The 12,635-nt window shown below is 66.5% G+C and carries 9 protein-coding genes; 4 read left to right on the top strand and 5 right to left on the bottom strand.

What is annotated here, in order from left to right:
• Positions 1–3,480, bottom strand: coding sequence for a PAS domain-containing hybrid sensor histidine kinase/response regulator (locus tag ACTJJX_RS14475; protein WP_003117605.1), 3,480 nt, complete (start codon positions 3,478–3,480; stop codon positions 1–3).
• Between the two features lie 265 nt (positions 3,481–3,745).
• Here ACTJJX_RS14475 and ACTJJX_RS14470 point away from each other — a divergent pair, with 265 nt between their 5' ends.
• The 4 genes from ACTJJX_RS14470 (at position 3,746) to ACTJJX_RS14455 (ending at position 9,565) form a co-directional block, all read left to right on the top strand.
• Complete coding sequence (locus ACTJJX_RS14470; protein ID WP_003119682.1) at positions 3,746–4,333, top strand: GNAT family N-acetyltransferase; 588 nt, start codon at positions 3,746–3,748, stop codon at positions 4,331–4,333.
• 66 nt (positions 4,334–4,399) lie between these two features.
• A complete protein-coding gene (locus tag ACTJJX_RS14465) occupies positions 4,400–5,254 on the top strand; it encodes an AraC family transcriptional regulator (protein ID WP_003119683.1) in 855 nt (284 codons plus the stop codon).
• A 96-nt stretch (positions 5,255–5,350) separates the two neighbouring features.
• Entirely contained in the window at positions 5,351–7,516 is a 2,166-nt protein-coding gene (locus ACTJJX_RS14460; protein WP_016852624.1) for a TonB-dependent receptor family protein, read from the top strand.
• Between the two features lie 174 nt (positions 7,517–7,690).
• A complete protein-coding gene (locus tag ACTJJX_RS14455) occupies positions 7,691–9,565 on the top strand; it encodes an MFS transporter (protein ID WP_003117607.1) in 1,875 nt (624 codons plus the stop codon).
• 60 nt (positions 9,566–9,625) lie between these two features.
• On the opposite strand, the gene ACTJJX_RS14450 is transcribed toward ACTJJX_RS14455, so the two are convergent.
• The 4 genes from ACTJJX_RS14450 to rdgC all read right to left on the bottom strand — a co-directional run bounded on the left by ACTJJX_RS14450 (position 9,626) and on the right by rdgC (position 12,437).
• Positions 9,626–9,835: a cold-shock protein gene (locus tag ACTJJX_RS14450; protein ID WP_003115568.1), complete on the bottom strand. Its 210-nt coding sequence runs from the start codon at positions 9,833–9,835 to the stop codon at positions 9,626–9,628.
• Between the two features lie 214 nt (positions 9,836–10,049).
• Positions 10,050–10,364: a quaternary ammonium compound efflux SMR transporter SugE gene (gene sugE, locus ACTJJX_RS14445; protein ID WP_003091603.1), complete on the bottom strand. Its 315-nt coding sequence runs from the start codon at positions 10,362–10,364 to the stop codon at positions 10,050–10,052.
• A 139-nt stretch (positions 10,365–10,503) separates the two neighbouring features.
• Positions 10,504–11,430, bottom strand: a complete 927-nt coding sequence (locus ACTJJX_RS14440) for a bile acid:sodium symporter family protein (protein WP_016852625.1) — start codon at positions 11,428–11,430, stop codon at positions 10,504–10,506.
• A gap of 86 nt (positions 11,431–11,516) precedes the next feature.
• A complete protein-coding gene (gene rdgC, locus ACTJJX_RS14435; protein WP_003091601.1) occupies positions 11,517–12,437 on the bottom strand; it encodes a recombination-associated protein RdgC in 921 nt (306 codons plus the stop codon).
• Between the last annotated feature and the right edge of the window lie 198 nt (positions 12,438–12,635).

Here is a 12,635-nt window from a genome sequence, read left to right as displayed (position 1 = left end):
TCAGCGCAGGCTCAGATGGCGGCTGAGCAGGGCCCGCAACGCGGCCGGCTTGACCGGCTTGGACAGGTAGTCGAGGCCGGCGGCGTGGATCTCCGCCACCAGTTCCGGCCGCGCGTCGGCGCTGATCACCACGCCCGGCACCGGCTCGCCCAGGCGCGTGCGCAGCCAGGCCATCAATTGCGTACCGGTCTCGCCGTCGTCCAGGTGATAGTCGATCAACGCCAGTTGCGGGCGCATCTCGCTGTCCAGCAGCGTGGCGCATTCCTCGCGGCTGCGCGCGGTCCAGACCTGGCAGCCCCAGCGGCTGAGCAGGCTGTTCATGCCGGCGAGGATGCTGTCCTCGTTGTCCACGCAGAGCACCTGGGCGCCGTTCAACGCCTGCGCCGGTTCGGCCTTGTGGCCGTTGGCCAGGGCCGGCGGCGCCTGCCGCGCCAGCGGTACGCGGACGCTGAAGACGCTGCCCTTGCCCGGCCAGGAACGTACTTCCAGCGGATGGCCGAGGACCTTGCAGAGCCGGTCGGCGATCGCCAGGCCGAGACCGAGGCCTTTCTCCGCGCGGGTCTGGTGGCTGTCCAGGCGCTTGAACTCTTCGAAGATGACTTTCTGCTTGTCCGGTGGGATGCCCGGCCCCTGGTCCCAGACCTCCAGGCGCAGGTAGCCGTCCTCGCGGCGCACGCCGAGCAGCACGTGGCCCTTGGCGTAGCGGAAAGCGTTGGTCAGGAAGTTCTGCAGGATGCGCCGCAGCAGCTTGATGTCGCTGTCCACCCGCAGCTGACTGCCGCGCAGGCGGAAATGCAGGCCCTGTTCCTGGGCCAGCGCCTTGAACTCGACGCCGAGGGCATCGTAGAGGTTGTTCAGCGGGAACGGGTTGCGTTCGGCGCTGACCCGGCCGCTTTCCAGGCGCGAGATGTCCAGCAGGTCGGTGATCAGGTCCTCGGCGGAACGCAGCGACGAGTCGAGGTGCTGCACCAGGTCGCGGACCTCGCCGGGCAGCGCGTCCTGGTGGGCGAGGGCGGCGGAGAACAGCCGCGCGGCGTTCAGCGGCTGCATCAGGTCGTGGCTGACGGCGGCGAGGAAGCGGGTCTTCGACTGGTTGGCGGCCTCGGCGTTGCTCTTCGCCTCGCTGAGTTCCTGGTTCAACTGCGAGAGTTCCTGGGTACGCTCCTGGACCCGCTGTTCCAGCGACTCGTTGGCGCCCTTGAGGCCCTGTTCGGCCTCGCGGTAGGCGGTGATATCGGTGAAGCTCATGACGAAGCCGCCGCCGGGCATCGGGTTGCCGATCAGCTCGATGACCCGGCCGTTGGGGAACAGCCGCTCGGAGGTGTGCGGAGTGCCCTGGCGCATCCAGTACAGGCGCTTGGCCACGTGCATGTCCGGATCGCCGGGCCCGCACAGGCCGCGATCGGCGTTGTAGCGGATGATGTCGGCGATCGGCCGGCCGACGTAGATCAGCCCGTCCGGGTACTCGAACAGCTCCAGGTAGCGGTGGTTCCAGGCCACCAGGCGCAGCGACTGGTCGACCACGCTGATGCCCTGGGTGATGTTCTCGATCGCGCCCTGCAGCAGGGCGCGGTTGAATTGCAGCACCTCGGAGGCTTCGTCGGCGATCCGCACCACGTCCTCCACCTGCATCTCGCGCCCTTCGATGGCGGCCTTCACCACCGCCCGCGCCGAGGACGCGCCGAGGACCCCGGCGAGCAGGCGCTCGGTGTGCGCGATCCACTCGTTGTTGGCGGTCTGGTTCGGGGTGAAGCCCTTGCCCTGGCGGTAGGCGAAGCGGATGAAGCTTTGCCGCGCGCGTTCCTCGCCGACGAAACGCGCGGCGAGCATCAGCAGGTCTTCCACCTGCACCGCGAGCATGAAGCGCGAGTTCTGCCGCTGGGAGATCTCCTGGCCGATGAAGCGGCTGGCCTGCCAGTGCTCGGACACGCGGGTGCGCGAGAGCACCGAGACCAGGCCGAACAGGGCGAAGTTGCCGACCAGCGAGATCAGCACGCCCTGGGTCAGCGGCTCGATCGGCAGGCCGAAGGGATTGCTTGCCAGCCAGGTCAGGCCGGGGATGCGCTCCAGCGGCCAGCCGAGGCCCTTGGCCACCACCGGCAGGACCAGCGTATAGGCCCACAGCAGCGAGCCGGCGGCGAGGCCGGCGAAGACCCCGCGGCGGTTGGCCTGTTTCCAGTACAGCGCGCCGATCATCGCCGGGCCGAGCTGGGCGATGGCGGCGAAGGCGATCTGGCCGATGGTCGCCAGGCTGGCGCTGGAGCCGAGCAGGCGGTAGGCCACGTAGGCGAGCAGCAGGATCACCGCGATGCTCACCCGGCGTACGGTCAGCAGCCAGTGACGGAAGGCCTCGAAGGGCCGTTCGGTGTCCTTTTCCCGGCGTCGCAGCAGCCACGGCAGGAGCATGTCGTTGGAGACCATGGTCGACAGCGCGACGCTGGCGACGATGACCATTCCGGTGGCGGCCGAGGCGCCGCCAATGAATGCCAGCAGGGCCAGCGCCGGGTGCGCCTCGGCCAGCGGCAGGCTGATGACGAAGGAGTCCGGCATTACCCCGGCGGGCAGGTGCAACTGGCCGGCGAGGGCGATCGGCACCACGAACAACGCGGCCAGCACCAGGTAGATGGGGAACACCCAGCGCGCCAGGTTGAGGTCGCGCGGCTCGATGTTCTCCACCACGGTGACGTGGAATTGCCGCGGCAGGCACATGATCGCGGTCATCGCCACGCCGGTCTGCAGCAGCATCGCCGGCCAGTGCACGGTCTCTTCCCAGTAGTCGGCCAACTGCGGCGCGGCGCGGGCCTGGGAGAAGAGATCGGCGAAGCCGTCGTAGAGGCCGAAGGTGACGAAGATGCCCACGGCGAGGAAGGCGGTGAGCTTGACCAGCGACTCGAAGGCGATGGCCAGGACCATGCCGCGGTGGTGTTCGGTGACATCCAGGCTGCGGGTACCGAAGACGATGGTGAACAGCGCCAGCACCAGCGACACGATCAGCGCCGTGTCCTGGGCGCGGGTACCGGTGGAGTCGGCGCCGGAGCCGATCAGCAGGTTCACCCCGAGGACGATGCCTTTCAGTTGCAGGGCGATATAGGGCAGCACGCCGACCATGCAGATCAGCGCCACCACCACCGCCAGCGCCTGCGACTTGCCGTAGCGGGCGGCGATGAAGTCGGCGATGGAGGTGATGTTCTCCTGCTTGCTGATCATGATCATCTTCTGCAGCACCCAGGGCGCGAACAGCATCAGCAGCACCGGTCCGAGGTAGATCGGCAGGAACGACCAGAGCTGGTCGGTGGCCTGGCCGACCGCGCCGAAGAAGGTCCAGCTGGTGCAGTACACTGCCAGGGAGAGGCTGTAGACCCAGGCACGCAGGCGGGGTGAGAGCGGGGTGCGGCGACGGTCGCCATAGAAGGCGATGGCGAACAGGATGGCCATGTAGACCAGGGCGACCACGGCGATCAGCCCGATGGACAGCGACATGCGAACTCCGATGATGTCCCCGCGTGAAGCTGGCGTGAGGCGGGGGTCTTGCTTTCGCGCCAGTTTCGCACTTGTCGGCCCGCGCGTCAGGCCGCCTGCGACCAAGGTCGCACGCATGCTTGAGCCGGACGCGCGGAGTTGGTAGCGTGCCGGGCTGCGTGAGCGCGGACGGCCCCGGCGGCCGGCTGTCCGTTCATCGTAGCCGGTTTCGGCTGCGGCACTAAACGCGGCCGCTACGCTCTGATGGGAGCGGAGTTTTGCGTCGATGTCGAGGAGGGCGCCCATGTTCAAGCCGCTACCGATCACCCTGCAGCGCGGAGCCTTGCGTCTCGAGCCGCTGGTGGAAGCGGACATTCCCGAGCTGGTGAGCCTTGCCGAAGCCAACCGCGAGGCGCTGCAGTACATGGACGGACCGACGCGGCCGGACTGGTACCGCCAGAGCCTCGCCGAGCAGCGCGAGGGCAGGGCGTTGCCGCTCGCCGTCCGCCTCGGCGTGCAACTGGTCGGGACCACGCGCTTCGCCGAATTCCTTCCCGCCTTGCCGGCCTGCGAGATTGGCTGGACCTGGCTCGACCAGGCCCAGCACGGCAGCGGCCTGAACCGCATGATCAAGTACCTGATGCTCAAGCATGCCTTCGACAACCTGCGCATGGTCCGCGTGCAGCTCAGCACGGCGGCGAGCAACCTGCGCGCCCAGGGCGCCATCGACAAGCTCGGCGCGCAGCGCGAGGGCGTGCTGCGCAACCACCGGCGGCTGGCCGGCGGGCGGCTAGACGACACCTTCGTCTACAGCATCACCGACCACGAATGGCCGCAGGTCAAGGCGGCGCTGGAAGCCAGCTTCACCGGCTGAAGCCGGTTCCGTCGCTCCTGCGGTATGCTGGGCGGCCCGTCCGGACGGGCGAACGAGGAGACGGCAGTGCCGGACGAGACGAGCGGAGAACACACGCATTTCTGGCGCGCCGCCGAACTGGGCGGCGTCGAACTGCTGCACGCGCGCTATGTGGAGCAGCGCTTCGCGCCGCACGTGCACAGCAGCTTCGCCCTGGTCATCATCGAGCAGGGCGCGCAGCGCTTCCGCCATCGTGGCGGCGAGCACCTGGCCCCGCTGGGCAGCATGGTGCTGATCAACCCCGACGAAGTGCACACCGGCTCCAAGGCCCATGATGCCGGTTGGCTCTATCGCGGCTACTACCCGGAAATGGAACAGATCGACGGGATTCTCGACGAGCTGGAAATCCATCATGGCGGTGTGCCGCGCTTCGCCGACAGCGTGATCCACGACCAGCCCCTGGCACGCGCCTTCGTCCACTTGCACCGCCTGCTGGCCGAGCATGCCGGCAGCCTGGAAACCCAGACCCGCTGGCGTGAGACGGTGCTCGCCCTGTTCCGTCGCCACGCCCGCCTGCCAGAAGCGCCGAAGGCCGGGCAGGAGCCGTTGGCGGTGGCCCGTGCCCGCGAACTGCTGGCGGCGCGGTTGCTCGATCCGCCTTCGCTGGAGGAACTGGCGGCGGCGGTCAATCTGTCCCCGTTCCATTTTGCCCGGGTCTTCCGTCGCGCCACCGGCATGCCGCCCCACGCCTGGCTCAGGCAGCGCCGCCTGGAGCAGGCCAGGGCACTGCTCAAGAGCGGCCGGGCGCCGCTGGAGGTGGCCCTGGAGCTGGGCTTCGCCGACCAGAGCCACCTCGGTCGCCAGTTCAAGCAGGCCTACGGCGTGGCACCGGGTGAATACCGCTCGGCCTGCGCGCGCTCGTCCTTGACGATCTACGAATAAGTCAAGCTCACATTTGCAAATCATTTGTATTTACGTTCTTTACGATTTGCCGTAATTTTGCGCCCCACTTTTTCCTGCGTCCCTGGGGGAGCCTCGATGTCGTCCGTGAGTTCGTTGTCGCGCCTGGCCGTCGCCATCGCGCTGGGTGTGTCCATGCAGGCGGCGCAGGCCGAAGAGGAAGCCAAGGAGCTGGGCACGGTCACCGTGGTCGGCGACTGGCTGGGCGAAGCCGACCAGGCGGTGGTGCAGAACCATCCCGGTGCGCGCAGCGTGGTGCGTCGTCGGGAAATGCTCGAGAGCGGTGCGCAGAACGTCCGCGACGTGCTGCGCAAGGTGCCCGGCGTGCAAGTGCAGGACAACAACGGTACCGGCGGCAGCGACATCTCCCTGAACGTCGGGGTGCGTGGCCTGACTTCACGCCTGTCGCCGCGCTCGACGGTGATGATCGACGGCGTGCCGGCGGCGGTGGCGCCCTACGGCCAGCCGCAGCTGTCGATGATGCCGCTGTCCATCGGCAACCTGGAGAGCATCGACGTCGTGCGCGGCGCCGGCTCGGTGCGCTACGGCCCGCAGAACGTCGGCGGGGTGATCAACTTCGTGACCCGGGCGATTCCGGAGAAGTTCTCCGGCGAAATCGGCACCACCATCGAGCATGCCGGCCACGGCGGCTGGAAGAAGCTCAACCAGGCGTTCCTCGGCGGGACCGCCGACAACGGCCTGGGCGTGGCGCTGCTGTATTCCGGGGTGAAGGGCGCCGACTACCGCGACGGCAACAACGACAACGATATCGACGACGTGCTGCTCAAGACCCATTGGCAGCTCACCGACAGCGACCAGTTGGCGGCCAACTTCCACTACTACGACGCCTACGCCGATATGCCGGGCGGCCTGACCCAGGCGCAGTACGACGACGATCCCTTCCAGTCGGTACGCGACTGGGACAATTTCCGTGGTCGGCGCAAGGACTTCTCGCTGAAGTACACCCGCCAGGTCGACGACCTCACCCAGTTCGAGGTGCTCACCTACTACAGCGACAGTTTCCGCGGCAGCAGCATCGCCGCGCGCAACCTCAGGACCATCACCTCGTACCCGCGCGACTACCATGTGTTCGCGGTGGAGCCGCGGGTCTCGCGGATCTTCTTCGCCGGCCCGACCACCCAGGAGGTCGGCATCGGCTACCGCTACCTGAAGGAAGCGATGAACGAGCGCGCCAGCCAGCTGGCCCTGGTCGACAATGTGCCGACCGTGCGTCCCGGCTCGGACGGCCATACCTACCAGGACCGTACCGGCGGTACCGAAGCCAGCGCCTTCTACATCGACGACAAGATCGATGTCGGCAACTGGACCATCACTCCCGGCATCCGCTTCGAGAAGATCGACAGCGACTGGCGCGACCGCCCGGTGCTCGGCCTGAACGGCAAGCCGGTGCAGGAGAAGAAGCGCAGCAAGGACTACAACGAACCGCTGCCGGCGCTGAGCCTGATGTATCACTTGAGCGACGAGTGGAAGCTGTTCGCCAACTACTCCGAATCGTTCGGCAGCCTGCAGTACTTCCAGCTCGGCCAGGGCGGCAGCGGCAACGATACCGCCGCCGGCCTGGAGCCGGAGAAGGCCAAGACCTACGAACTGGGCACGCGCTACGACAACGGCAGCTGGGGCGGCGAGATCACGCTGTTCTACATCGACTTCGACGACGAGCTGCAGTACGTCAGCAACGACGTCGGCTGGACCAACCTCGGCGCCACCAAGCACCAGGGCATCGAGACTTCCGGCCACTATGACTTCGCCGCTCTCGATCCGCGCCTGGTCGGCCTGTCGGTCTACGGCAGCCTCACCTATACCCGCGCCACCTACGAAGGCGACATTCCCTCCTTCAAGGGGCGCGACCTGCCGCTCTACTCGCGCCAGGTGGCCACCGCCGGGGTGCGCTACGAGGTCGACCGCTGGACCTACAACCTCGACGCCTTCGCCCAGTCCATGCAGCGCGCGCCAGGGCTGAGCACCGACAGCCAGGGCAACTTCACCCACAACTACATCACCGAGCCCAGCGCCGACGGCCAGTACGGCGACATTCCCGGCTACGTGACCTGGAATGCCCGCGTCGGCTACGACTTCGGCCCGCAGGCGTCGAACCTGAAGCTCGGACTCGGGGTGAAGAACCTGTTCGACAAGCAGTATTTCACCCGCTCCAGCGACAACAATTCGGGAATCTACGTGGGTCAGCCGCGAACGCTGTTCATGCAGGCCAGCGTCGGTTTCTGAATATTCGGATGCGACTTGGCGCATCGTCCGACGACAGGCGTCCTGCGGTAACGCGGACGCCTGTTCTATGATGGGCGCGGAATTTCCATCGGAACGCTGTGGCCTGATCCGCGGTCCATGCAGTCCAATCGATGACGGGCTTCCTTTCGGCGGCCACGCAAGGTAACAAGGACGATGACCCAACATTCGCAATTCGCCCTGCTGGGCAAGCGGCGTTTCCTGCCGTTCTTCATCACCCAGCTGCTCGGCGCCTTCAACGACAACATCTTCAAGCAGTCGCTGATCCTCGCCATCCTCTATCACCTCAGCGTCAGCGGCGACCGCAGCCTGCTGGTCAACCTCTGCGCACTGCTGTTCATCCTGCCGTTCTTCCTGTTCTCGGCACTGGGCGGACAGTTCGGCGAGAAGTACAACAAGGACGCGCTGATGCGCGCGCTGAAGCTGGCCGAGGTAGGCATCATGCTGGTCGGCGCTGCCGGCTTCGTCTTCGGCAGCCTGCCGCTGATGTTCGTCGCGCTGTTCGCCATGGGCACCCACTCGGCGCTATTTGGCCCGGTGAAGTATTCGATCCTGCCCCAGCACCTGCACGAGGACGAACTGGTCGGCGGCAACGCGCTGGTGGAGATGGGCACCTTCCTGGCGATCCTGGCCGGCACCATCGGCGCCGGCGTGCTGATGTCCCATGCGCATTACGCGGCGGCGGTGGCCACCGCGGTGGTGCTGGTGGCCGCCTGCGGCTACCTGGCCAGCCGCGGCATTCCGCGAGCGGCGGCGGCGCTGCCGGGGTTGAAGCTCGACTGGAACATCTTCGCCCAGTCCTGGAGCATCCTCCGCCTGGGGCTCGGCCAGCGCCCGGCGGTCTCGCGCTCGCTGGTGGGCAACTCCTGGTTCTGGTTCCTCGGCGCGGTCTACCTGACGCAGATCCCGACCTTCGCCAAGGAATGGCTGCACGGCGACGAAAGCGTGGTGACCCTGATCCTCACTGTGTTCTCGGTGGGCATCGCGCTGGGCTCGATGCTGTGCGAGAAGCTTTCCGGTCGCAAGGTGGAGATCGGCCTGGTGCCGTTCGGCTCGATCGGCCTGACCGTCTTCGGCATCCTCCTCTGGTGGCACGCCGGCGGCATTCCCCCAGGCGAGGCGCCCTACGACTGGCTGGCGGTGCTGCGCCACCATGAGACCTGGGCGGTGCTGGCCGACATCCTGTTCATCGGCATTTTCGGCGGCTTCTATATCGTACCGCTGTACGCCCTGATCCAGGCGCGCACCGACGAGGACAAGCGGGCCCGGGTGATCGCCGCCAACAACATCCTCAACGCCCTGTTCATGGTCGCCGCTGCGCTGGTCTCGATCCTCTTCCTCAGCGTCGCCAAGCTGTCGATCCCGCAGCTGTTCCTCGCCCTGTCGCTGATGAACGTCGCGGTGAACGTGTACATCTTCAAGATCGTCCCGGAATTCACCATGCGCTTCCTGGTCTGGCTGCTCAGCCACACCATGTACCGGGTCCGGCATGTGAACCTGGAGGCGATCCCGGACGAGGGAGCGGCGGTGCTGGTGTGCAACCACGTCTCGTACGTGGACGCGCTGCTGATCGCCGGCTCGATCCGGCGGCCGGTGCGCTTCGTCATGTACTACAGGATCTTCTCGCTGCCGGTGCTCAACTTCGTCTTCCGCACCGCCGGCGCGGTGCCCATAGCGGCGCGCCACGAGGACGAAGGGATCTACGAACGCGCCTTCCAGCGCATCGCCGACTACCTGAGGGACGGGGAGCTGGTGTGCATCTTCCCTGAAGGCAAGCTGACCGCCGACGGCGAGATGAACGAGTTCCGCGCCGGGATCGAGCGGATCATCGAGGAAACCCCGGTTCCGGTGATCCCCATGGCGCTGCAGGGGCTGTGGGGCAGCTTCTTCAGCCGCGACCCGAACAAGGGCTTCTTCCGCCGACTGTGGTCGCGGGTAAGCCTGGTGGCCGGCGAATCGGTGGCGCCGGAGGCGGTGGAGCGCCTCGACCTGCAGGCGCGGGTGACGAGCTTGCGCGGCGAAGCTCGCTGATCGATCCGCAGAAACGAAAAAGCCCCGGCGATGCCGGGGCTTTTTTTGGCGAACTACAAGTTAGACAACTTGTACTTCGTCGGCTTGCAGGCCTTTCTGGCCGTTGACGACCACGAAGGAAACCTTCTGGCCTTCCTGCAGGCTCTTGAAGCCGGTGCCCTGGATGGAACGGAAGTGAACGAACAGGTCGTTACCGCTTTCCGGGGTGATGAAGCCGAAGCCTTTGGCGTCGTTGAACCATTTTACGGTGCCGTTCTGACGATTCGACATGGTGTAACTCCTGAAACAAAGTTGATTGCGGCGACGGAAATATCCGAGCCGGTAGGTACTGAGTTGCAAAGAGTACGAGGAGCCGAGGCGATGAGCGGACCGAGATCTACCACACCAGGTCACGATTCACTGTGACCCAAGCAAGCACAGTGGTCGCAGAGTACGCGATAAAACTGCGGAAAGCGATACCCCTCGGAGCATATTCGATGGATGTCTAATGGCTCAGCTTGAGGCCGACCAGTCCGCAGACGATCAGCGCGACGCTGGCCAGGCGCAGCAATGCCATGGATTCGCCGAACAGGACGATCCCGGCGATTACCGTGCCGACCGCGCCGACCCCGGTCCAGACGGCATAGGCGGTGCCCAGCGGCAGGTGCTTCATGGCCAGGCCGAGCAGGCCCAGGCTGACCAGCATGGCGAGCGCCGTGAGGACCGTGGGAAGCGGCTTGCTGAAGCCCTCGGTGTATTTCAGACCAACGGCCCAGCCCACTTCGAACAGGCCGGCGAAAAACAGGATGATCCAGGACATGGCGATCTCCAGGGCAACGGGTGGCGGGGCCGTCCCCATTCGATCACCGGCCGGAGGCGGGTGGTGAGGTCGTCCTCACTGCGTGCGGTATTTTGCATGGTTCATCGGTCGGGACAAGGCTTCCCGACCGGGACCCAGTTCAACGCGGCGTACGCCGGAACAGGGCGGCCAGCAGCGAACCGGAGAGATTGTGCCAGACGCTGAACAGCGCGCTGGGCACCGCTGCCAGGGGCGAGAAATGGGCGTTGGCCAGCGCCGCGCCGAGCCCCGAGTTCTGCATGCCGACTTCGATGGCCAGGGCCTTGCGCTGTGCCAGCGGCATGCCGGTCAGCTTGCCGGTGAGATAGCCGAGCGACAGGCCGAAGCCGTTGTGCAGCATCACCACGGCCATGATCAGCAGGCCGGACTCGGCGATCCGCGCCTGGCTGGCGGCCACCACCGCGGCGATGATCACCACGATGCTGAATACCGAGACCAGCGGCAGCACCTCCGCCACCTGCCGGGTGCGCTCGCCGAGCAGGCGCTGTGCCAGCAGGCCGAGGGCGATGGGCACCAGCACCACCTGGAGGATCGACAGGAACATCGCCGCGAACGACACCGGCAGCCAAGCCGAAGCCAGCAGCCAGACCAGCGCCGGCGTGACCAGCGGGGCGAGCAGGGTGGTCACCGAGGTGATCGCCACCGACAGGGCGACATCGCCACGGGACAGCCAGGTCATCACGTTGGAAGCGGTGCCGCCGGGGCAGCAGCCGACCAGGATCACGCCCACCGCGATCTCCGCCGGCAACTGCAACAGGCGGCAGAGCAGCCAGGCCAGGCCGGGCATGATGACGAACTGGGCCAGCACGCCGATCAGCACCCGTATGGGGTGCCGGGCGACCTCGCGGAAGTCTTCGCCCTTGAGCGTCAGGCCCATGCCGAACATCACCAGGCCGAGCAGCGGCGCGATGGCGACGGTGAGCGGGAGGAACCAGGCCGGCCGGAAGAAGGCGAGGATGGCGAACAGCAGGACCCAGAACGGGAAGCTGGCGCTGACGAAACGGCTCAGGGCGGTCAGGGCACGCATGGGCTTTCCTTGTTATTGGACGGCCGCCAGTCTGCCATGCCGGGCGCGACTCTCCCAGCGGCGGGCGCCGCCGGGAGAGCGGGGCGTCAGACGCCCTGGGGGATTTCTTCGCCGCCGAGGGCCTCGAAGAGCGCCGGAAGGAATTCGGCGAAGGTCAGCATCATCAGGGTGAAGCTGGCATCGAGCTGGCCGAGGGCGTCTTCGCCGCCGTCCTTTTCCGCCTGCTCCTGCAGCAGGTCTTCGAAGCGCAGGCGCTTGACCGCCAGCTTGTCGTCGAGGACGAAGGACAGCTTGTCCGACCAGGCCAGGGACAACTGGGTGACCAGCTTGCCGGCGGTGAGATGCAGCTGGATTTCCTCGCTGGTCAGGTCCTGGCGCTTGCAGCGGACCACGCCGCCATCCTCGTGGGTGTCGCGCAGCTCGCATTCGTCGAGCACGTGGAAGTCGCCGGCGGCTTCCTGGGTCTTGACCCAGTCGGTGAGGGTCGCGGTCGGCGCGACCTTCACGCTCAGCGGGCGTACCGGCAGGGAGCCGAGCGCTTCGCGCAGCGTCGAGAGCAGGTCTTCGGCCTTCTTCGCGCTGGCCGAGTCGACCAGGATCAGGCCGAGGCTTGGCGCGATCGCGGCGAAGGTGCTGGAGCGGCGGATGAAGGCGCGCGGCAGCAGGGTCTGGACGATCTCGTCCTTCAACTGGTCGCGTTCCTTCTTGTAGACCTTGCGCATCTGCTGGGCTTCGATCTCGTCGACCTTTTCCTTCAGTGCGTCACGCACGACGCTGCCCGGCAGGATGCGCTCTTCCTTGCGTGCCGAGATCAGGAAGAAGTCCTGGCTGACGTGTACCAGCGGTGCGTCCGGGCCTTTGCCGAACGGCGCGGTGAAGCCGTAGGTGGTCAGCTCCTGGCTGGCGCAGGGGCGGGCGGGTTTTTCGCCGAGGGCTTTCTCGAGGGAATCGGCATCCAGTTGCAGATCCTGGGTGAGGCGGTAGACGAGCAGATTGCGGAACCACATGGGGTCGTTCTCTCCGGGCACAAAGGACCCATTATTCCGCCGCTGGCGGCTCAGGCCAACCCCGGTCCGTCGCTAACTCCTTGGAACGGCAGAAAATTTTTTTCATCGAGGGGCTTGCCAGGGGCCGAATCGCTCCGTAGAATGCGCCCCACTTCGAGAGTGAAGGGTGATTAGCTCAGCTGGGAGAGCATCTGCCTT

Source organism: Pseudomonas sp. 22490, from assembly GCF_052044465.1.
GTDB lineage: Bacteria > Pseudomonadota > Gammaproteobacteria > Pseudomonadales > Pseudomonadaceae > Pseudomonas > Pseudomonas aeruginosa.
This window is presented reverse-complemented; position numbering and strand designations above follow the sequence as displayed.

Bases quoted from the DNA above. Each gene is read 5' to 3' on its own strand.
- ACTJJX_RS14475 (WP_003117605.1), bottom strand. From the start codon at position 3,480: ATGTCGCTGTCCATCGGGCTGATCGCCGTGGTCGCCCTGGTCTACATG.
- ACTJJX_RS14470 (WP_003119682.1), top strand. From the start codon at position 3,746: ATGTCGAGGAGGGCGCCCATGTTCAAGCCGCTACCGATCACCCTGCAG.
- ACTJJX_RS14460 (WP_016852624.1), top strand. From the start codon at position 5,351: ATGTCGTCCGTGAGTTCGTTGTCGCGCCTGGCCGTCGCCATCGCGCTG.
- ACTJJX_RS14455 (WP_003117607.1), top strand. From the start codon at position 7,691: ATGACCCAACATTCGCAATTCGCCCTGCTGGGCAAGCGGCGTTTCCTG.
- ACTJJX_RS14450 (WP_003115568.1), bottom strand. From the start codon at position 9,835: ATGTCGAATCGTCAGAACGGCACCGTAAAATGGTTCAACGACGCCAAA.
- sugE (WP_003091603.1), bottom strand. From the start codon at position 10,364: ATGTCCTGGATCATCCTGTTTTTCGCCGGCCTGTTCGAAGTGGGCTGG.
- ACTJJX_RS14440 (WP_016852625.1), bottom strand. From the start codon at position 11,430: ATGCGTGCCCTGACCGCCCTGAGCCGTTTCGTCAGCGCCAGCTTCCCG.
- rdgC (WP_003091601.1), bottom strand. From the start codon at position 12,437: ATGTGGTTCCGCAATCTGCTCGTCTACCGCCTCACCCAGGATCTGCAA.